This is a genomic window from Nocardioides sp. TF02-7 (assembly GCF_022437945.1).
GTDB lineage: Bacteria > Actinomycetota > Actinomycetes > Propionibacteriales > Nocardioidaceae > Nocardioides.
Map to the genome: position 1 here is coordinate 135996 of NZ_CP092535.1, position 19658 is coordinate 155653.

19 protein-coding genes and 8 pseudogenes are annotated in these 19658 nt (G+C 73.2%); 11 read left to right on the forward strand and 16 right to left on the reverse strand.

Annotation, left to right across the window (positions count from 1 at the left end; all coding sequences use genetic code 11):
* Nucleotides 1–29: 29 nt before the first annotated feature.
* Both MF408_RS00720 and leuS read right to left on the reverse strand, forming a co-directional pair.
* Nucleotides 30–722, reverse strand: a pseudogene (locus MF408_RS00720) (DegV family protein); the annotation flags it as partial.
* Between the two features lie 149 nt (nucleotides 723–871).
* Nucleotides 872–3349, reverse strand: a pseudogene (leuS, locus tag MF408_RS00725) (leucine--tRNA ligase).
* 269 nt (nucleotides 3350–3618) lie between these two features.
* Between leuS and MF408_RS00730 the strand changes: the two are divergent.
* Nucleotides 3619–4308 (forward strand): SDR family oxidoreductase, encoded by a 690-nt coding sequence (locus MF408_RS00730; RefSeq protein WP_240249874.1) that lies wholly within the window; start codon nucleotides 3619–3621, stop codon nucleotides 4306–4308.
* A gap of 25 nt (nucleotides 4309–4333) precedes the next feature.
* Here MF408_RS00730 and MF408_RS24675 read toward each other — a convergent pair whose 3' ends face one another.
* Together MF408_RS24675 and MF408_RS00735 are read right to left on the reverse strand one after the other, a co-directional pair.
* Nucleotides 4334–4783: an alkaline phosphatase PhoX gene (locus MF408_RS24675; RefSeq protein WP_275693417.1), complete on the reverse strand. Its 450-nt coding sequence runs from the start codon at nucleotides 4781–4783 to the stop codon at nucleotides 4334–4336.
* A 139-nt stretch (nucleotides 4784–4922) separates the two neighbouring features.
* A pseudogene (locus tag MF408_RS00735) lies at nucleotides 4923–6449 on the reverse strand (alkaline phosphatase PhoX); the annotation flags it as partial.
* 156 nt (nucleotides 6450–6605) lie between these two features.
* Here MF408_RS00735 and MF408_RS00740 point away from each other — a divergent pair.
* Nucleotides 6606–6962 (forward strand): hypothetical protein, encoded by a 357-nt coding sequence (locus tag MF408_RS00740; RefSeq protein WP_240249875.1) that lies wholly within the window; start codon nucleotides 6606–6608, stop codon nucleotides 6960–6962.
* Nucleotides 6963–7136: 174 nt separating this feature from the next.
* Nucleotides 7137–7838: a response regulator transcription factor gene (locus MF408_RS00745; RefSeq protein ID WP_240249876.1), complete on the forward strand. Its 702-nt coding sequence runs from the start codon at nucleotides 7137–7139 to the stop codon at nucleotides 7836–7838.
* A 24-nt stretch (nucleotides 7839–7862) separates the two neighbouring features.
* Here the strand turns inward: MF408_RS00745 and MF408_RS00750 are convergent, their stop codons facing one another.
* From MF408_RS00750 to MF408_RS00805, 12 genes and pseudogenes are all read right to left on the reverse strand, one after another.
* Nucleotides 7863–9635, reverse strand: a complete 1773-nt coding sequence (locus MF408_RS00750) for a methyl-accepting chemotaxis protein (RefSeq protein ID WP_240249877.1) — start codon at nucleotides 9633–9635, stop codon at nucleotides 7863–7865.
* Nucleotides 9632–10138, reverse strand: coding sequence for a chemotaxis protein CheW (locus tag MF408_RS00755; protein WP_345893899.1), 507 nt, complete (start codon nucleotides 10136–10138; stop codon nucleotides 9632–9634). The genes MF408_RS00750 and MF408_RS00755 overlap by 4 nt, the downstream gene beginning before the upstream one ends.
* Entirely contained in the window at nucleotides 10135–10542 is a 408-nt protein-coding gene (locus MF408_RS00760; protein ID WP_240251569.1) for a chemotaxis protein CheW, read from the reverse strand. Before MF408_RS00760 ends, MF408_RS00755 begins: the two co-directional genes overlap by 4 nt.
* A gap of 133 nt (nucleotides 10543–10675) precedes the next feature.
* Nucleotides 10676–11761: pseudogene (locus MF408_RS00765) on the reverse strand (chemotaxis protein CheA); the annotation flags it as partial.
* Between the two features lie 16 nt (nucleotides 11762–11777).
* Nucleotides 11778–12296 carry an Hpt domain-containing protein gene (locus MF408_RS00770; RefSeq protein ID WP_240249878.1) on the reverse strand — a complete coding sequence of 173 codons (519 nt, stop codon included), beginning with the start codon at nucleotides 12294–12296 and terminating at the stop codon, nucleotides 11778–11780.
* A gap of 84 nt (nucleotides 12297–12380) precedes the next feature.
* Nucleotides 12381–12614 carry a carbon storage regulator CsrA gene (gene csrA, locus MF408_RS00775; protein WP_240249879.1) on the reverse strand — a complete coding sequence of 78 codons (234 nt, stop codon included), beginning with the start codon at nucleotides 12612–12614 and terminating at the stop codon, nucleotides 12381–12383.
* An 18-nt stretch (nucleotides 12615–12632) separates the two neighbouring features.
* Nucleotides 12633–12812: pseudogene (fliW, locus tag MF408_RS00780) on the reverse strand (flagellar assembly protein FliW); the annotation flags it as partial.
* Between the two features lie 25 nt (nucleotides 12813–12837).
* Nucleotides 12838–13020, reverse strand: coding sequence for a flagellar assembly protein FliW (fliW, locus tag MF408_RS00785; RefSeq protein WP_240249880.1), 183 nt, complete (start codon nucleotides 13018–13020; stop codon nucleotides 12838–12840).
* Between the two features lie 8 nt (nucleotides 13021–13028).
* On the reverse strand, nucleotides 13029–13922 hold the full coding sequence (gene flgL / locus MF408_RS00790) for a flagellar hook-associated protein FlgL (protein WP_240249881.1): 894 nt from the start codon (nucleotides 13920–13922) through the stop codon (nucleotides 13029–13031).
* A gap of 6 nt (nucleotides 13923–13928) precedes the next feature.
* Nucleotides 13929–14243: a flagellar basal body rod C-terminal domain-containing protein gene (locus tag MF408_RS00795; RefSeq protein WP_240249882.1), complete on the reverse strand. Its 315-nt coding sequence runs from the start codon at nucleotides 14241–14243 to the stop codon at nucleotides 13929–13931.
* Between the two features lie 197 nt (nucleotides 14244–14440).
* Nucleotides 14441–15325 (reverse strand): flagellar basal body protein, encoded by an 885-nt coding sequence (locus tag MF408_RS00800; RefSeq protein ID WP_240249883.1) that lies wholly within the window; start codon nucleotides 15323–15325, stop codon nucleotides 14441–14443.
* The gene (locus tag MF408_RS00805) at nucleotides 15325–15804 is read right to left on the reverse strand and encodes a flagellar protein FlgN (protein WP_240249884.1); all 480 of its coding nucleotides are present in this window, start codon (nucleotides 15802–15804) and stop codon (nucleotides 15325–15327) included. The genes MF408_RS00800 and MF408_RS00805 overlap by 1 nt, the downstream gene beginning before the upstream one ends.
* A gap of 342 nt (nucleotides 15805–16146) precedes the next feature.
* Between MF408_RS00805 and MF408_RS00810 the strand changes: the two are divergent.
* From MF408_RS00810 to MF408_RS00840, 8 genes and pseudogenes are all read left to right on the forward strand, one after another.
* A pseudogene (locus MF408_RS00810) lies at nucleotides 16147–16224 on the forward strand (hypothetical protein); the annotation flags it as partial.
* A 106-nt stretch (nucleotides 16225–16330) separates the two neighbouring features.
* Nucleotides 16331–16492 (forward strand): annotated as a pseudogene (locus MF408_RS00815) (sigma-70 domain-containing protein); the annotation flags it as partial.
* Between the two features lie 169 nt (nucleotides 16493–16661).
* Entirely contained in the window at nucleotides 16662–16916 is a 255-nt protein-coding gene (locus MF408_RS00820) for a hypothetical protein (RefSeq protein WP_240249885.1), read from the forward strand.
* A 129-nt stretch (nucleotides 16917–17045) separates the two neighbouring features.
* On the forward strand, nucleotides 17046–17834 hold the full coding sequence (locus MF408_RS00825) for a flagellin (protein WP_240249886.1): 789 nt from the start codon (nucleotides 17046–17048) through the stop codon (nucleotides 17832–17834).
* Between the two features lie 159 nt (nucleotides 17835–17993).
* A pseudogene (locus MF408_RS24680) lies at nucleotides 17994–18218 on the forward strand (flagellar cap protein FliD N-terminal domain-containing protein); the annotation flags it as partial.
* Between the two features lie 72 nt (nucleotides 18219–18290).
* A complete protein-coding gene (locus MF408_RS24685) occupies nucleotides 18291–18620 on the forward strand; it encodes a flagellin hook IN motif-containing protein (RefSeq protein ID WP_275693418.1) in 330 nt (109 codons plus the stop codon).
* Nucleotides 18621–18773: 153 nt separating this feature from the next.
* Nucleotides 18774–19247, forward strand: coding sequence for a flagellar filament capping protein FliD (gene fliD / locus MF408_RS00835; protein WP_275693306.1), 474 nt, complete (start codon nucleotides 18774–18776; stop codon nucleotides 19245–19247).
* Between the two features lie 12 nt (nucleotides 19248–19259).
* Nucleotides 19260–19652 (forward strand): flagellar export chaperone FliS, encoded by a 393-nt coding sequence (locus MF408_RS00840; RefSeq protein ID WP_240249887.1) that lies wholly within the window; start codon nucleotides 19260–19262, stop codon nucleotides 19650–19652.
* The last annotated feature ends 6 nt before the right edge of the window (nucleotides 19653–19658 follow it).

Consider the following 19658-nt stretch of genomic DNA (forward strand, 5'->3'; position numbering starts at 1 on the left):
AGCGCCGCCGCCCGCTCCTCGCTCGCGAGGTGGGCGACGGTGACGTCGACCGGCCCGTCGGCCGCCGCCGTCACGGCCAGCTCCTCCAGCCGGGCGATCGCCCGCCCGCGGGTGCGGACCTTCTCCGAGGTGGTGACCACGCCGTCCTCGATCCCGAGCAACGGCTTCACCGCCAGCGCACCGCCCAGCACGGCCGCCGCCGGCCCGATCCGTCCCCCGCGCCGCAGGTACTCGAGCGTGTCGACGTAGAACACCGACGTCGCGGCAGCGGCACGACGCCGCGCGGCGGCCGCCGCCTCCACCCGCCCGCCGCCCGCCGCGAGCACGTCGGCCGCCGTCTCGACGGCGTAGCCCGTCGCCGCCCCGACCTGCCGGGTGTCGACGCACGAGACCGGGACCGGCGCGTGCCGCGCCGCCACCTGGGCCGACTCGAACGTCCCGCTGATCTCGCTCGACAGGTGCACCGACAGCACCTCGCTCGCACCCGCCTCGGCCAACCTCCGGTAGGCCTCGGCGAACACCGTCGGCGCCGGGCGCGACGTGCTGACCGCACGCTTCTCCCGCAGCGCCGACGCCACCGACGCCGGCGTTGCCTCCGGCGCGCCCTCCTCGAACGACTCGTCGTCGATCACCACCTGCAGCGGCACGACGGTGACGCCGCGACGCTCCACGACCCCCGGCGGGAGGCTCGCGGTCGAGTCGGTGACGAGCGCGACGGTCATGGCTGGCAACCGTAGCCGAGCCCCGCCATCCGTCAGACGACGATACTGACGGTCGCTTCGCCCGGACCCGCTCGTCCCTCGCTCCCCGGGCTCAGACGACGAGCCGACTGTCGCTTCGCCCGGACCCGCTCGTCCCTCGCTCCCCGGGCTCAGACGACGATATTGACGAGCTTCGGAGCCCGCACGATCACCCGCCGCACCTCGCGCCCGTCGAGGAACCGCACCACGTCGGGGTCGGCCAGGGCCGCCGCCTCGAGGTCGGCGTCGCTCACGTCCGGCGAGACCTCCAGCCGCGCCCGCACCTTGCCCTGGACCTGGACCACCGCGGTGACGGTGTCGACGACCAGCAGCTCCGGGTCCGGCTCCGGCCACGCCGCCTGGGCGACCGACGGCTCGTGGCCCAGCCGCTCCCACATCTCCTCCGCCGTGTAGGGCGCGACCAGCGACAGCAGGATCGCGACCGTCTCGGCCGCCTCCCGCACCGCGGGGTCGGCGCCGCCCACACCGGAGTCGATGGCCTTGCGGGTGGCGTTCACCAGCTCCATCACCCTGGCCACCATCACGTTGAACCGGTAGGACTCCACCAGCTGCGCGGCGTCGGCCAGCGTGCGGGCCGTGGCCCTGCGCAGCTCCAGGTCGCCCTCGGCTGCGGGCACGCCGGGCTCCGAGGTGACGTCGCCGGACAGCCGCCAGGCGCGCTGCAGGAACCGCAGCGAGCCGGAGGGGCTGACGTCGGCCCAGTCGATGTTGTCCTCCGGCGGGCTCGCGAACACCAGCGTCAGCCGGACGGCGTCGACGCCGAACTCCTGCAGCTGCTCCCCCCAGGTTGACGCCGTTGCCCAGCGACTTGCTCATCTTGCGGCCCTGGTTGACGACCTTGCCCTGGGACAGGTACGCGGAGAACGGCTCGTCCCAGTCGACCAGGCCCAGGTCGCGCAGCACCTTGGTGAAGAACCGGGCGTAGAGCAGGTGCAGCACCGCGTGCTCGTCGCCCCCGATGTAGAGGTCCACCGGCCCCCACGCCTTGGCCAGGGCGGGGTCGAACGCCTGGGTGTCGTCCTGCGGCGACAGGTACCGGAAGAAGTACCACGAGGAGTCGACGAACGTGTCCATCGTGTCGGTGTCGCGCTTCGCCGGCCCACCGCAGGTCGGGCAGCTGACGTCGACCCACTCCGACGCCGCGCCCAGCGGCGAGGTGCCCTGGGCTTCAGGTCCGAGCCGCGCAGCTCGGGCAGCTCGACCGGCAGCTGGTCCTCGGGGACCGGGACCTCCCCGTCGACCGGGCAGTGGATGATCGGGATCGGGGCGCCCCAGTAGCGCTGCCGCGACAGCAGCCAGTCCCGCAGTCGGTAGTTGACCGTCCCGGTGCCGAGGCCCTTCTCCTCCAGCCAGCCGATGATCGTGCGCTTGGCCTCGTCGACGTCGAGCCCGTCGAGCGACACCTCGTCGTTGGCGGAGTTGATCGCGGGCCCGCTCCCGACGTACGCCTCGCCCTCCCAGTCCGCGGGCGGCTGCACGGTGCGGACCACCGGCAGGTCGTGGGCCTTCGCGAAGTCCCAGTCACGCTGGTCCTGGCCGGGCACCGCCATGATCGCGCCGGTGCCGTAGTCGGCCAGCACGTAGTCGGCCGCCCACACCGGGATCTGCTCGCCGGTCACGGGGTTGGTCGCGTGCACACCCAGGAAGACGCCGGTCTTGGGCCGGTCGGTCGCCAGCCGGTCGATGTCGGACGCCTTCCGCGTCTCGGCCAGGTAGGACTCGTAGGCGGGCCGTTGCTCGTCGCTCACCAGCTCCGCCGCCAGCTTCGCGTCGGCGGCCACCACCATGAACGTGGCGCCGAACAGCGTGTCGGGCCGGGTCGTGAACACCCGGATCGGCTCGTGCCCGTCGACCGGGAACTCGACGTGAGCACCCTCCGAGCGGCCGATCCAGTTCCGCTGGGCGTTGACGACCTTGCCGATCCAGGTCTCCTGCAGCTGGTCGAGGCAGTCGTACAGCTCCTGGGCGTAGGCAGTGGTGCGGAAGTACCACTGCGTCAGCTCCTTCTTGGTGACCTCCGCCCCGCACCGCTCGCAGGTGCCGTCGGCCAGCACCTGCTCGTTGGCCAGCACCGTCTGGTCCTGCGGGCACCAGTTGACCGGGCTGTTCTTGCGGTAGGCCAGACCCTGCTCCCGGAACTTCAGGAACAGCCACTGGGTCCACTTGTAGTACTCGGGGTCGGAGGTGTGCAGCCGCCGTGACCAGTCGAAGGCCAGGCCGTACCGCTTCATCGACTCCAGCTGGGTCTCGATGTTGGCGTAGGTGTACGTCGCGGGGTGGGAGTCGTTGCGGATCGCGGCGTTCTCGGCGGGCAGGCCGAAGGAGTCCCAGCCCATCGGGTTGAGCACCTCGTGGCCGCGCAGCCGCCAGTAGCGGGCGATCACGTCGTGCAGGGCGAGCACCTCGGCGTGACCCATGTGCAGGTCGCCGCTCGGGTAGGGGAACATCGTCAGCGCGTAGCGCTTCTCGCGGCGGCCCGACAGCACCGCCGCGTCGTCGGCGCGGAAGGCGTCGAGCCGCTCCCACACCGGCTGCCACTTCGCCTCGACCGCGTGGACGTCGTACGACGCCTGCTCCTGCTCGCTCATCCCGTCAACCCTTCGTCGCGCCTGCTCCGGACACAAGAAAGCCCCTCGGGCATCGAGGGGCGGCCGCGTCGATTGTCGTCGCTGTGGTCGACGCGGCTAGGCAAGAAGCAGGTTCTTCCGCACGGCACCATGCTACCGCGACCGCTGCGCCGGTCGCACATGGCCGCGACCCTGCGCGCTGGCTAGGGTGCCGGCCATGACGCTCACCGATCTGTTCAGGCTCGACGGCCGGGTCGCCGTCGTCACCGGCGCCTCCTCCGGGCTGGGGGGTGGCGTTCGCGCAGGCCCTGGCCGAGGCGGGCGCCGACGTGGTGCTCGGCGCGCGTCGGGTCGACCGGCTGGCCGACACCGCCCGTCTCGTCGAGGAGGCCGGCCGACGGGCGGTCGCGGTCGCCACCGACGTCGCCGACCCGGCGTCCTGCACCCGGCTGGTCGAGACCGCGGTGGCCGAGCTGGGCCGGGTCGACGTCCTCGTCAACAACGCCGGCGTCGGCACCGCCGTGCCGGCGACCCGGGAGACGCCGGAGCAGTTCCGGGAGGTGGTCGACGTCAACCTCAACGGCTGCTACTGGATGGCGCAGGCGTGCGGCCGGGTGATGCAGCCGGGCTCCAGCATCATCAACATCTCCTCGGTGCTGGGCCTCACCACCGCGGGCCTCCCCCAGGCCGCCTACTCCGCGTCGAAGGCCGGGCTGATCGGCCTGACCCGCGACCTGGCCCAGCAGTGGACCGGCCGCAAGGGCATCCGGGTCAACGCGATCGCCCCCGGGTTCTTCGCCTCGGAGATGACCGAGCAGTACCCTCCGGGCTACCTCGAGCAGCAGCAGGAGCGGATCCCGATGGGCCGCAAGGGCGACCCGCGCGAGCTCGCCGCCGCCGTCGTGTTCCTGGCGTCGGACGCGTCCGGCTACGTCACCGGCCAGACGCTCCCGGTCGACGGCGGGCTCACGATCACCTGATCCGCCGCTGGTCCGGCCCCCGGGGTCAGGCCTGCCTGTAGGCCACGCACACCGACGGGCGCGGGAAGTCGTCGGTGTGCGGCCAGGTGCTCGCCGGCTCCTCGAAGGTGGCGCCGGAGAGCTCCCCCGGGTGCTGTGGCGCGAAGAACAGCGACCGGTCGTCGTCGTAGACGAGCGGGCCGCAGCACTCCGCCCCCTTCGGCACGGTGAGGAACTGCCGCACGTTCCCGCGCTCCGGTCCCGCGACCGGCACGCGGAACAGGCCGTCGTTGGCGCCGAGCGCGTTGCCGTCGGTGGAGATCCAGAGGTTGCCGACCGAGTCGAACGCCAGGTTGTCGGGGCAGCTGATCCGGCTCACCTGGTCCTTCGGGAACCCCGCGAAGTAGGTCTCCGGGGCCTCCGGGTCGCCGCAGACGAGGAACAGGTCCCACGTGAACGACGCGGCGGCGTGGCTCGACCCGTTCTTGGGCGTCATCTCCAGGACGTAGCCGTTGCGGTTGCCGGACGCCTGGGTGAGCGGGGGACGCCGGGCCGGACCGCACCATCGAGGAGGTGACCGGGTTGGCCTCGTCCTGGGGGTGGCCGGCGCCGCGGTTGGAGTTGTTGGTGAGCGCGACGTAGACCTTGCCGTTCACCGGGTTGACCTCGACGTCCTCGGGGCGGTCCATCTTGGTCGGCTCCAGCCGGTCGGCCGCCTGGCGGGTGAAGACCAGCACCTCCTCCACGGTCATGCCCGGGACGAACGAGCGGGTGTCGGTGCAGAGCGGCAGCCACTTCCCGGTGCCCTGGTACGGCGCCTCCGGCGCGCCGTCGTCGTCGCCGGTCAGCCGGGCGACGTAGAGCGTGCCCTTGGTGAGGAGGGTCCGGTTGTGGCGCCGGGCGGCGGCGTTCCTGCGCCGGTCCACCTTGTCGGCGGAGACGAACTTGTAGAGGTAGTCGCCGCGCTCGTCGTCACCCATGTAGACCACCGCCCGGCCGTTGCCGGCCACGACGACGTTGGCCCCCTCGTGCTTGAACCGGCCCAGCATCGTGTGCTTCCGGGGCGGCACGTTCGGGTGCATCGGGTCGACCTCGACGATCCAGCCGAACCGGTGCGGCTCGTTGGGCTCGGCGCCGAGGTCGAACCGCTCCTCGACCGTGTGCCACTTGCGCGGGTCGCCGGCGTTGGGGGCGATGCCGTAGCGGCTGTAGGCGTTGGCGACGGCGCTGCCGTCGGCGAGGGTCGGCGGGGCCGGCAGCTCGCCGTCGGTGTTGAAGTACTGGTTGAAGTTCTCCTCGCCCGACAGGACCGTGCCCCAGGGAGTGGTGCCGCCGGCGCAGTTGTTGAGGGTGCCCTTGACGTTGCGGCCGGTGGGGTCCGCGCTGGTGCGCAGCAGCGGGTGCCCGGCCGCGGGCCCGGTCATCTTGAACGTCGTGTCCGCGTGGATCCGCCGGTTCTTCGGGGCGTTCTTGGTCGCGACCCGGAACCACGATCCCGGCACCCGGCCCTTCTTGATCGTGACCACCGACATCCCGTGGGTGTAGAGGCCGAGCCGGGCGATCTCCTCCTGCGTGTAGCGCCCGGTCGGGTACATCAGCTGCGGGTCGTCGTACTCGTGGTTGACGACCATCAGCGCCGTGTCGTCGTCGAGGGGCACGACGCCGACGTAGTCGTTGTTGTAGCCGAACTGCTTCTTCACCGCCTCGACCGTCAGGTTGTCGACGTCGAACGCGGGTGCGTCGGGCAGCACGGGGTCGCCCCAGCGGATGATCACGTGGTGGTCCCAGCCGTGCGGGAGGACGACCGCGTCGCGCCGGTTGGGAGGTACGGCGGCGAAGCCGGCCCGCGCCAGCGGTCCCGCGCGCCGCGCCCGAGCGGCCGGCAGCGACGGTGCCGCCGCCGCCGGACCCGCGGCCAGGCCGCCCAGCACCAGCGCCCCGGAGCCGGCGGCCGCGCCGGCCAGCAGCGACCGGCGGGCGACGACCTTGGCGATCTCGTCCTGGACGTGACCGGCGCCCGACCGGTTGGGCTCGGGGTGGTCGCAGGCGTTGCCGCAGCGGAACAGGCAGGTGAGGTAGGAGCGCGAGCCGTGGCGGTGGCCCTCCCGGTCGACGGGGGTGAGCGGCAGCAGCGGACGGTTCTCGGGGCGCGTGGCAGTCATGGCCGGGAGCGTCGCGGGACCCCCTGAACCCTCACCGGTGCGGCGGTGACGTGCCGGTGAACGGACGGGGAAGCGTCGGCGCCGCCCCGGCGTAACGCCCGGTGCCTCCCGTCGTTGGCCACACGAACGGGACGAGGGACCATCCGGAGGGGCGCCGTGGAGAAGATCGAGCTCGAGCTGACCGCGTTCACCCTGCGGGCCGGCTCGGTCGCCGTCAGCCACGTCGGCCAGCGCCTGACCCGCGGGCTGGAGCCCGGCGAGCTGGTCCTCCTGCGCGACGTCCGCACCGGACGGCACCACACCGCCGCGGTCGCCGACATCTCCTTCGAGGTCGCGGACACCGTCTACCGGCTCGAGGTGGGCGCTCCGATCTCGGAGACCGAGGCCGCCCGCTGGCTGCGGCCCGCCGGCGACACCGGGCACCTCACGAACGGCGACATCATGGCGCTCCTGGCGCAGCTGCGGCGCGGCCGTGAGGCCGTCCGCGCGATCGCCGACGACGTGGCGCGCTGACGGCCGACCGCCCGCGCATCGTCCGAAGCGGCACGATCCCTAGTCCGAACGGGTGGTGCCCGGCGGGACGAGCGGTCAGATCCGGCCCCGGGACCCCTGATCAGGTCTGATAATCGCCCGCGGCCGGGCGCGATTCTGCAGAGTGGACCCGTGCCAGAACCTCGACCGATCCGGGTGTACCTGCTCGACGACCACGACGTGGTGCGGCGCGGGATTGCCAGCCTGCTCGTCGCCGAGCCCGACATCGAGATCGTCGGCCAGTCGGGCCTGGCGCGCATGGCCCTCCCGGACATCCTCCGGCTGCGGCCCGACGTCGCCGTGCTGGACGCCAACCTGCCCGACGGCAACGGCCTCGACGTCTGTCGCGAGATGCGGGCGGTCGACCCCGACATCAAGGGCCTGATCCTCACCAGCTACGACGACGACGACGCCATCTCGGCGGCGATCCTCGCCGGTGCCGCCGGCTTCGTGCTCAAGCAGATCGAGGGCAGTTCCCTGGTCAGCGGCATCCGCCTGGTGGCCGGCGGCCACTCGCTCATCGACCACGCCGTCGCCGCGCGGGTGATGGAGCAGGTCGAGTTCCACAAGAAGTCGGTGCGGGTCATCAGCGACCTCACCCCCCAGCAGAGCAAGATCCTCTTCCTCATCGCCGACGGGCTGACCAACCGGGAGATCGCCGAGCGGCTGTTCCTCGCGGAGAAGACGGTCAAGAACCACGTCACCGGCCTGCTGGCCCGGCTAGGGGTGTCCCACCGCACGCAGGCCGCGCTCCTGGCGCAGCGCCTGCGCGGGGACGCGCGGTTCGCCGGCAGCGAGCCCGCGCCCGCGGACACGCGGCCGGGCGGCCCTGCCGCCCCGCCGCGCGCCGCGGGCTGACCCCTCCCGGGCCGGTCCGGCCGGTCAGACCTCGAACCGGGCGACGAGCGACCGCAGCTCGGAGGCCATCCCGGTGAGCTGGGTGGCGGAGTCGAGGGTCTCCTGGGCGCCCTGCCGGGTCTCGGCCGCCGCCGTCGCCACCTGGGTGACGTCCTCGGCGATCCCGTTGGCGCCGGCAGCCGCCTCGGTCACCGACCGGGCGATCTCGTTGGTCGTCGCCGTCTGCTCCTCGACCGCGGAGGCGATCGTGGTCTGGATGTCGTTGATCCGGGCGATCACCTCGGCGATCCGCCCGATCGCCGACACCGCGCCCTGGGTGTCGCTCTGGATCGCCTCGATCTTCTGACCGATGTCCTCGGTCGCCCGCGCGGTCTCCTTGGCCAGCTCCTTGACCTCGTTCGCGACGACCGCGAAGCCCTTGCCCGCGTCCCCTGCCCGGGCGGCCTCGATCGTCGCGTTGAGGGCGAGCAGGTTGGTCTGCTGGGCGATCGAGGTGATCACCTTGATGACCTGCCCGATCTCGGCCGACGACTCGCCGAGCGAGGCGACCGTCGTCTCGGCGCCCCCGGCGACCTGGACGGCGTCGGTCGCCACCGACGCGGCCTCCGTCGCGTTCTTGGCGATCTCGCGGATGCTCGCCGTCATCTCCTCCGCGGCGGTCGCGACGGTCTGGATCGAGGCCGAGACCTGCACCGAGGCGGACGAGGCGGAGCCGGCCCGGTCGCTGGTCAGCGACGCACCGTCGCCCATCGACCGCGACAGCCCGGTCAGCTGACCGGCCGACGTGGCCAGCACCTCGGCGGTGCGGCTGATGTCGCCCATGCTCGCACGCATCGTGGACAGCAGCGTGCGGAGCGCGGCGGCGACCTGGCCCACGGCATCGTCGCCGTCGACGTCGAGCTCGCGGGTGAGGTCGCCGGCGGCCGCGGCCTGGACGACGTCGAGGATCTGCTCGACCTTCGCCGCGAGCACCTCGGCGGCCTCGCTCTCGGCAGCGTCGCGCTCGGCCTTCTCCCGCTCGAGACGCACCTTGTCGGTGATGACGTCCCACGTGGCCATCGCTCCGATGTAGCTGCCGTCGGCGTCCCGGATCGCCGAGACGAGGAGGTCCAGCGTCTCGGGACCGACCTGGATGTCCGCCCGGCGGGGCAGCGTGGCGCCGTCGGCGAGGATCGCCCGCTGGTAGCCCGGCTTCTTGTGGAAGATGTCGAGGCTGGAGCCGACGACCTCGTCCGCGCGCACCGGCAGGTGCTGCTCGAGGCGGCGCAGCGTCTCCAGGGACGTGGGGTTCATGTAGGTGATGACGAAGTCCCGGTCGGCGAACATCATGTTCGTCGGGCTGTTCTCCATCATCGACCTGATCCGCGACAGCTCGCGCTCCTCGGCGACCCGCTCGGTGACGTCGGCGAAGATCGCGAGCGCGCCGACGTACCGCCCGGCCTCGTCGTGCACCGCGGTGAACGTCCCCTCGTGCACCCGGCCGTCGACCTCGTCGCGGGTGGAGAAGGGAAGGTAGGCGTCGGTGGCCGTCAGGTCGCGCCCGAGCTCCGGGTGCAGGTAGAGCGCCTCGAAGGAGCGGCCGACCAGGGCGTCGGCGTCGACCTGCGCCGCGGCGACGTGCCGGCCGGCGAGCTCGGCGCGGGCGCTGCGGTTGACGAAGCGGACCCGGTAGTCGGGGCCGAGCACGAACGCCGGGCTGGGCACGGCGTCGAGGAGCGCGTACGACGGCTCGCCGGCGCCGCTCGGCACCTCGCGCGGAGCGGGTGCTGCGTCGGGTCTGGTCTCGAGGTCGGTCATCGGTTCCCTCCGGTGGGGTTGGTGGTGACGTCCAGCGCGCGGTCGGCGTCGAGGACGAGGAGGATGGCGTCAGGGAGCGAGCGGACGCCGTGGACGACGTCGCGGACGACGGCGGGCACGGTCGGCGGCACCGGCTGGAGCCGCAGGCCGGACACGTCGATCACGTCGCCGATGTCGTCGACGAGCACGCTCACGATCTCGCCGCGGCTGCGGACGATCACGTTCATCGGCAATCGGTCGGCGGGACGGGGCGGCCGTCCGAGCCGGACCCGCAGGTCGATCGCGGTCACGATCTGGCCGCGCAGGTTGATGAGGCCCGCGACCTCCGGCCGGGCGCTCGGCACCGGCGTCATCGGCTGGTGCCGCAGCACCTCCTGGACCTCGTCGACGGCGACGCCGAAGAAGAGGCCGTCGACCCAGAACGTGCAGCACTGGCCGGTCGCGGCGGGCACGGTGGGCACGGTGGGCACGGTCGGCATGGCGGGCGGGGTGGGTGTAGTCATGCGGGCACCTCCGCCGCCGCGACGACCGCGCCGAGGTCGACCAGGTCGGTGACGTGACCCTGCACCACGGCCGAGCCGAGGACGCCGGGGCGACGGCCCACCGAGGACGGGACGACCTCGGTCTCGACGACGTCGAGCACCCGATCGATGACGATGCCGACCGCCCGGTCCGCGACCTCGTGGACGACGACGGCGACGTCTGCGTCGGCGCCGTCGCGTCGGTCGGGGAGGCCGATCCGCGGCGCCAGCCGCACCAGCGGCAGCAGCCCGTCGCGGTACTGGACGACCTCCACCGGGCCGGCTCGCTCCACCCGGCCGGCCGGGAACTCCTCGAGCCGGGCGACCTCGGCGAGCGGCAGCGCCGCCCGCCGACCGCCGCCGACCTCGAGGACGAGGAGCGACACGGCGTCGGGGGCGGTGTCCGTGGCCGTCTCCCCCGCCGGCCGTGGTCGGTGTGTCGACGCCGTGCGAGCGGCCGATCCCGCCGACGTCGAGGATCAGCGCGACCCGGCCGTCGCCCATGATGGTGGCGCCGGCGTAGACCTCGAGGTTCTTGATCTGGCGACCGATCGGCTTCACGACGATCTCCTGGGTGTCGTGCACCTCGGAGACGCAGAGGCCGAACCGCACGTCGTCGCTCTGCAGCACGACCACGACGAGCGAGTCCCGCGAGGGCGCCGGGCCTCCGAGCGCCTCGGCCAGGTCGACGAGGGGAAGCAGGTCGCCGCGCAGCCTGCAGCACCGGGCGCCGGCCAGGTGCTCGACGTCGCGCCGCAGCTCCTCGCCCTCGACGCGGACCAGCTCGACCAGGTTGGCCTGCGGGATGGCGTAGCGCTGGCCCCCCTCGGCCACGACGAGGGCCGGGATGATGGCCAGGGTGAGCGGGATGCGGATCCGGCAGGTGGTGCCGCGGCCGGGCTCCGACTGCACGTCGACGGTGCCGCCGATGCGCTCGATGTTGGTGCGCACCACGTCCATGCCGACGCCACGACCGGAGATGTTGCTGACCGTCGGCGCGGTCGAGAACCCCGGCCGGAAGATCAGGCCCAGGACCTCGCGCGGCTCCATCCGGGCGACCTCCTCGCGGCTCACCGCGCCTCGTCGGACGGCGACCTCGGCGATCCGGGCGGGCTCCATCCCGGCGCCGTCGTCGGTGACCTCGACGACCACCTGTCCGGACTCGTGGCGGGCGCGCAGCAGGAGGCTCCCCCGGTGCGGCTTGCCCAGGGCGGCCCGGTCGGCCGGCGGCTCGATGCCGTGGTCGAGCGCGTTGCGCACCAGGTGGGTCAGCGGGCCCTTCAGGGCCTCGAGCAGGCTGCGGTCGAGCTCGGTCTCGTGTCCCTCGAGGGTCAACGCGACGTCGCGACCGAGCTGGTGGGAGAGGTCGCGGACGATCCGCGGCATCTTCGACCAGACCTGCCCGATCGGCTGCATCCGGGTGCGCATGACCGACTCCTGGAGCTCGCTGGCGACCAGGTCGAGGCGCTGGCTGGCACGCAGCAGCTCCGCGTCGGCGTGGTCGTCGGAGCGCTGGAGGATCTGGTTGCGGGTGAGCACGAGCTCGCCGACCAGCTGGACCAGGTTGTCGAGCAGGTCGACGTCGACCCGGACCGTGGCGTCCACGAGCGACCGGCGCTCCTCACCCCGGTCGTCGTCGGGGGCGGGTGCCGCCGGGTCGTCCGTCGCAGGGGCGACCGTCGGCGGGGTGTCCGTCGGCGGAGCGGGGGACGGTCTGCTCCCGCATCCGGCGTCGCCGCCGCCGAGGGAGCGGCGAGGGAGCGCCTCGATCCCGGCGGCCACGGGCTCCACCTCCACCGCCGGGTCGACGTCGGCGCCGGTGCGCTCGACCACTTCGAGCAGCGCGCGGACGGTGTCGACCATGCGCAGGAGCGCCTCGGCGACCTCGGGGGTCATCTCCCTGCTCGCCGTCGCGGAGCCGCGACAGCAGGGTCTCGCCGACGTGGGTCAGCCGCTCGAGCCGGCCCAGCGCGAGGAAGCCCGACGTGCCCTTGATCGTGTGGATCGTGCGGAAGATCGCCGACAGCAGCTCCCGCGAGCCGGGCTGCCGCTCGAGCTCCACCAGGTCGCGGTCGAGCTGGTCGAGGTTCTCGTGCGACTCCACGAGGAACTCGGCGATGATCTCGGCCTCGTCGTCCATGCGCCCTCCTTCCGACACCACCATCGGCAGCGGAGGAGCACTCCTGAGGAGGTCGGCCCAGTGGTGCAGTGGGGGCGGTGCGGCTCAGCCGCGCCGGCGCAGCGCCTCGGAGAGCGACGCGACGGCGTCCTGCGGCGGCGACGCCGCCTCGGCGTTCGCGTCGGCGAGCTCGGCGAGCAGCTCGGCGCGGTGCACCCGCACCGAGCGCGGAGCATCGATGCCGAGACGCACCACGTCACCCCTCACCTCGAGGACGGTGACGGTGATCTCGTCGCCCACGACGACGCTCTCGCCGATGCGGCGCGACAGAACAAGCACGTGGTGGAGGCTACCGAGTCACGCCACGAGCGGCGCGGCCAGTGGCAGCGCCGGGTCGTCGAGGACGACCTGGCTCGCGCGACGGGTGGCGACGTTGACGACGAGGGGGGCCCGCAGGTTGACGGTCGTGTCGGCCAGTGACGGTCCGGTGCGCACGACCAGCAGCACGAGGACGTCGTCGACCGACTCGATGCCGAGCGACGCGACGAGGTCGTCGTCGACCTCAGGGGCGTAGTCGGGGGTAGAACGGCGCGGGCGGGACGACCACGAACTCGAGGTCGTCGCGGTCGAGCGAGCGCAGGCCGTGGAGGATGCCGTCGTCGTCGAGCCGCACCAGGGCGAACCGGCGGTCGCCGGGGAAGCCGGGCATGGCCTCGACCAGCTCGATCACGGGAAGGTCGTCCACGGGTTCGATCATCGCAGGAAGTCGAGCAGGCTGGGCTGCAGGACCCGTTGGGTCGCGGAGAGCGCCGCCTGGTAGGCCACCTCCTGCAGCTGCAGGTCGACGACGGCCCGCGGCAGGTCGGTGTTCTCGATCTCGGCGAGCGAGCCGGTCAGCGACTGCGCCGCGTCGGTGGCCGCCAGCGCCGCCCGCTCGAGCCGGTCGTAGCGCGTGCCGGCGGCGGTGCGGGCGGCGAGCACCGTGTCGAGCCGGGCCGCGAGGGCGTCGAGGGAGGTCGTGATGCCGGCGGCGTCACCGGCCCGCAGCGCCGTCGCGAGCCCGTCGAGCTCGGCGAAGACCGAGGCGGCGCCGTCGCCGAAGACCGTCCGGCCGTCGACGTCGACCTGGACCGTGACGCCGTCGGCGACCCGCCGTTCCACGTCGCCGGGCAGACCGACGTAAGTCCCGGTCGCGTCGTACGCCGTCCCGCCGGCGCCGACGACGCCGCCGAAGACCGGTCGCCCGAGGTACGTCGCGTTGGCGAGGCTCAGCACGCCGTCGCGGATCTCCTCCACCTCGGTGGCCAGCGCCTCGCGAGCGGTCGCGCCGGCCGTCCCGGAGCTCGCGCCCTGGAGGGCCAGCTCCCGCGCCCGGCGCACGGAGTCGGTGACGGTGCCCAGCGTGGCGTCGACCTGCGCGAGCCACCCCAGGCCGTCCTCGGCGTTGCGGGCGTACTGCTGCTGGTGGGCGATCGACGAGCGCAGCCGCATCGCGGCGGTGGTGTCGGCCGGGTCGTCCGACGGGCGGTTGAGGACCCGCCCGGTCGAGAGCTGCTCCTGGACCCTGGCGAGCCGGCCCAGGCCGTTCTGCAGGTAGTGGAGGGAGCTCTCGGTGAGCATCCGCTGCGTCACGCGTCCGGTGGTCATCTGGTGCTACCTCCCCACGACGCCGGTGCGGTTGATGAGCGTGTCGAGCATCTCGTCGACCGCGGTCATCAGTCGGGCGGCCGCCTCGTAGGCGCGCTGGGCGACGACCAGGTTCACGGTCTCCTCGTCGAGGTTCACGCCCGCGCCCTGCTCCCACGCGGTGTCGAGCGACGAGGTCAGGGCGAGCTGGTTGGCGGTCTGGCGGCCCACGGCGGCGACGTCGGAGGCGAACCCGTTGACCAGGCGCTGGTAGGCGGCGTCGAACCCGTCGACGTCGCTCAGGGCGGAGGCGTTCCGGCCGTCGGCAGCGCCTCCGGGCACCGACGAGGCGGCGACCCGGGCGGGGTCGGTGACGGCGACGGCCAGCGACCCGGCGGCGTCGGCCGGGTCGTAGGTGAAGAACGCACCGCCGGCGACCCCGGCGCCGTCGTAGCCCGCCGCGTGCCGGCCGTTGACGAGGTCGGCGAAGTCCCGGGCGATGGTGTCGAGGCCCTGCCGGTAGGCGGGCAGCGTCGTCGTCAGCAGGTCCGCGACCGCGCCCTGCCTCGCCGGTCAGCCCGGCCGGGAGGGCGGTGACGACGCCCCCGGAGGCGATGCCGAGGGTCACCTCGGCGCCGTCCGCGGTGCCGTCCGGCAGCACGCCGGAGACGACCTGCAGGGTCGCCGCCGTCCGGCCCTCCACCAGCGGGACGCCGGCGACCGAGACGTGGAACATGCCGTCGTCGCCGACCGTGGTCACCGCGCCGGTCAGCTCGGCCAGCCGGAGCGCGAGCCCGTCGCGCTGGTCGCGCAGCGTGCTCGCGTCGGTGCCGTTGACCTCGGCGGCGAGGATCTGCCGGTTGAGGTCCGCGACGCCGGACGCCGCGGTGTCGACCTGCCCGACGACGTCGAGGAGCCGGAGCCGCTGGTCGGACTCCTCGCCGGTGACGTTGCGCACCTGGGCGCGCAGGGGCCTGGACGAGGGTGGCGGCGCTCTTGAGCACCTCCTGCCGCGCGGCGTCGCCGGTCGGGTCCAGGGCGAGGTCCTCCCAGGCGTTGCTGAGCTCCAGCAGGGCGGCGGAGACCCCGTTGGGCCCGGGCTCACCGATCCCGTCGTCCACGCGCTGCAGCGCGGCGCGGGTGGTCTGCAGGTGGCTGAGGACGGCGTGCTCGCGGCGCACGCGCCCGTCGAGCAGGGCGTCGACGTGCCGGCGGGTGCCGGCGACCGCGACCCCGTCGCCGTACCCCTCGTAGCGGGACCACACGGCGGGCTGGCCGACGTGGACGGCGGACGCGACGACGCTGCGCCGCACGTAGCCCTCGGTCCCGGCGTTCGCGAGGTTGTTGCCGGCCACGTCGAGCGCGACCCGCTGGTAGCGCAGCGCCGAGACGGCGGCGCTGATGCTGCCGAACGACCCGCTCATCACAGGGCCTTGTCCAGGAACCCGCTCCGGGGTGCGTCGACGACGGCGGAGCCGTCCTCGGCGTAGCCGTCGGTCCCGGTGCCGGTGATGGAGGAGAGCGTCGCCCGGGCCGAGCGGTAGCCGGCGGTCAGCAGTCCCTTGTTCTGCTCGGAGAGCTCGGCGATCTCGCGGGCCATCGCGACGAAGGCGTCGCGGTGGTCGAGCAGCAGGCCCTGCCAGGGCTCCGGCGCCGCGGCCGCGAGCGCCGCGAGCGACGGGTCCGGTGGCAGCCCGAGCTCGGCGGCGGCCTCGTCGGCGGCGACCGCGCGGAGCACCTCGGTCTCCCGGATGGTGGCGAGCACGTCCTCGATCTCGCGGGTGGCCGCGGCCAGCCACCGGGTGCGGCCGCTCGCCAGCACGAGCCGCTCGACCTCGAGCTTGAAGGAGAGCTGCTCCATCAGCTCGCGCTCGCGCCACAGGATCAGCGACAGCTTCTCCATGGTCCGACCTCTCCCGATCCACCCCCCGGTCGGGGCTCTCGACCGTCCCATCGCCCGGCGCGGGGCCGACCTGAGCGGTTTGCGTCACCCCGGGTCGGTCCGGTGGCGCCGATCGGCCGTCGCCGGTGGTCATTCCCGGTCGGGACCCTCGGCCGGCTGGTCCCGGGTCGCGTGGGAGCAAGGGCCCGATTGGTCCGGGAGCAGGGACCCGTTGTGACCGGATGTGATCACGTGCCCCGTTCGGACCGACGACCCTCGTGCCTCGTGACCGGAGCGAAGAGCCACACCGAGGACCGGATCGTCAGCCACATCCCACTCGTGGGTCACATCGTCCGGGAGACGATGGGCCGGGTCCCGTCGCACGTCAGCCGCGACGACCTCACCTCGGCCGGGCTCACTGCGCTGGTGCAGGCCGCGCAGGCGTTCGACGACAGCCGCGGCGTCCCGTTCGACCGGTACGCCGCCACCCGGGTGCGGGGGGGCGGTGCTCGACGAGCTGCGGGCGGTCGACTGGGCTTCGCGGTCGGTGCGCCGCCGCGCCCGGGACCTCGACGAGACGCGCGGCCGGCTGGCGGCGGCGCTCGGCCGGACGCCCACGGCGGCCGAGGTCGCGACCGCGACCGGCCTCACCGAGCAGGAGGTGCAGGCCAACGAGGACGACATCGCGCGGGCCAACGTGCTGTCGCTGCAGGCGGCCACGTCCTCCGCCCTCGACGAGCTGGTCCCCACGCGCGCGCCGTCGCCCGAGGCGATCGCCGAGCACCGGGAACGGCTGACCTACCTCGTCGAGGCGGTCGCGGAGCTCCCCCGAGCGGCTGCGGACCGTCGTCGAGGACTACTTCTTCGCCGAGCGGCCGATGGCCGACATCGCCGCCGACCTCGGCGTCACCGACTCGCGGATCTCCCAGATGCGTGCCGAGGCGCTCTCCCTGCTCCGCGACGCCCTCAACCACGCGCTCGAGCCGGCCCTCGTGACCGAGGTGGGCAAGCCGGGTGGCTGTGCGAACCGGCGGCGGGAGGCCTACTTCGCCGCCGTCGCCGCCCGCCACGCCGACGGGCTCCGCCGCACGCAGCGCTCCGTCGCACCGCCCCGGGTCGACGCGGCCGGCTGACGGCGCGGGGAGAAAATCCCCCGGGTTTTCCCTCAACCGCCGACGTCCCCCACCGATGGGGTGGGCGTCGGAGCCCACGGACGGGCTCCGGTCCCACCACCAGACCTGTCGTTCCAGGAGGGAAACACCATGGGTCTCCGCATCAACCAGAACATCGACGCCGTCAACGCGTACCGCAACCTGTCGGTCACGCAGGGCCAGATGTCGAAGTCGCTCGAGAAGCTCTCGAGCGGCTTCCGGATCAACCGCGCCGCCGACGACGCCGCCGGTCTCGCCATCTCCGAGGGCCTGCGGTCGCAGGTCGGCGGCCTCAAGGTCGCGGTCCGCAACGCCCAGGACGGCGTCTCCGTCGCGCAGACCGCCGAAGGCGCGCTCACCGAGGTCCACTCCATGCTGCAGCGCATGAACGACCTCGCGGTGCAGTACAACAACGGCACGCAGAACGCGAACTCCCAGGCCGCGCTGTCGGCGGAGTTCACCGAGCTGCACACCGAGATCACCCGGATCAAGGAGAACACCAAGTTCAACGGCGTCGAGCTCTTCGCCGGCGCGGCCCTCACCTTCCAGGTGGGCTACGACAGCGGCGACGAGATCTCGATCTCGGCCACGGCGCTCGCCGACTTCGACGTCAGCGGCGCGCTGATCACCGACAGCAACACGGTCCAGACCGCCATCACGACGATCTCGACGCAGCGCGCCGAGCTCGGTGCCGTGCAGAACCGGTTCGAGCACACGATCAACAACGTGAACGTCGCGATCGAGAACCTGTCGGCGTCGGAGTCGCGCATCCGCGACACCGACATGGCCCAGGAGATGATGAACTTCACGCGTTCGCAGATCCTGTCCCAGGCGGGCACCGCCATGCTCGCCCAGGCGAAGTCGGCCCCGCAGAGCGTCCTGCAGCTGCTGCAGGGCTGACCGACGCGTCCGGGCGCTGACCGGCACGGTCGGCGCCCGGACGCACCACCGAGGAGGACGCGATGGCGAGCGCGAGCATCAGCGGCCTGTCGAGCGGCCTCGACACCGCGACGATCATCAGCCAGCTCATGCAGCTGGAGGCCGCTCCCCCAGACCCGGCTCAAGGTCCGGGTCGGCACCGAGCAGTCGCGGGTCGCCGCGCTGCAGGGCATCAACACCCGCCTCGCCGCCCTCGCCGCCGCGGCCGAGCAGATGACCGCACCGGGCAGCGGCTCCACCTCGGTGTGGCAGTCGCTGCGCGCGACGTCGTCGAGCGAGGCCGTCACCGTGACCGCCTCCCGCGCAGCGAGCCCGGCGACGTACGCCGTCGACGTCGTCGCCACCGCGAGCGCGCACCGGGTCGCCTTCACCGACGCCTCCGCGCAGGACGCCGTCGTCACCGGCGGTGCCACCACCATCGAGCTCGACCGGCTCGACGGCAGCGAGCCCCTGACCCTCGACGTCGGGAGCGGCACGCTCGCCGAGGTCGTCGCCGCGATCAACGACACCGCCAACGAGACCGGCCTCAGGGCCGCGACGGTCCAGGTGGCGCCCGGTTCCTACCGTCTGCTCGTCGAGTCGACGAGCACCGGCGCGGGCGAGGACTTCGCCCTCGGGCTCCCCGGCGGTACGCCGCTCCTGGGCGGGCCGGCGTCGGTGCAGCCCGCGCGCGACGCGGAGATCGGCATCGGGGGATCACGGTCCGGTCGACCACCAACACGTTCACCGACGTGGTCCCCGGCGTGACGATCACGCTGGGCCCCTCCGCGTCGGGCACGGCGGACATCGCCGTCACGCGCGACGCCGGCACCCGCTCCGCGGCGGTGAAGAAGGTGGTCGACGACCTCAACGGGCTGCTGTCGACGATCGCGACCCAGACCGCCTACAACCCGACCTCCGGTGCGTCCGGCGTCCTCAGCGGGACCTCCGCCCTGCGGTCGCTCGCCACCGCGCTGGTCGAGACCGTGTACCCCACCGGACGGCGGGACGCTCTCCTCGTTCGGCGTGGAGCTGGACCGGTACGGCCGACTGGTGTTCGACGAGGAGAGGCTCGCCGCGGCGTTCGCGGAGGACCCCGACGCCGTCGGTGCCGCGTTCGCCGGACCCGAGGGGTTCCTCGCCCGGCTCCAGCAGGTCGCCGAGAAGGCCAGCGACCCGCACACCGGGTCGCTCACCTCGCTCATCACCAGCAGCACCGACGGCATCCAGCGCCTCAACGACAGCATCGCCGCGTGGGACGAGCGGCTTGCGTTGCGGCGCACGACCCTCGAACGCCAGTACACCGCGCTCGAGGTCGCCCTCAACCAGCTCCAGAGCCAGTCGAGCTGGCTCGCCAGCCAGCTGGCCTCCCTCGACAACGACAACGGCTCCTGACCGGAGGACCCCATGCACCTCAAGGACGCCCGCAGCGCCTACCTCGGCAACGCGGTCACCACCGCGAGCCCGGCGCGACTGCTGGTGATGCTCGTCGAGCGGCTCGCCCTCGACGTCGAGCGCGGTCTCGAGGCGCAGCAGGCGTCGGACTGGACCGCGGCGCACCGGCACCTCATCCACGCCCAGGACGTCGTGGTGGAGCTCGCCACCAGCCTCGCGCCCGACGAGATGCCCCGGCGGGGCGGAGCTGGCGATGCTCTACGAGTACCTGCGGGGTCGCCTCGTCGTGGCCAACGTCCGGCGCGACCTCGCGGTCACCCGCGAGGCGCTCGCGCTGGCGCGGGAGCTCGCCGAGACCTGGCGGACCGCGGCGCTGTCGAGCGCCACCTCCTCCCCCCCTCCTGAGGTCGC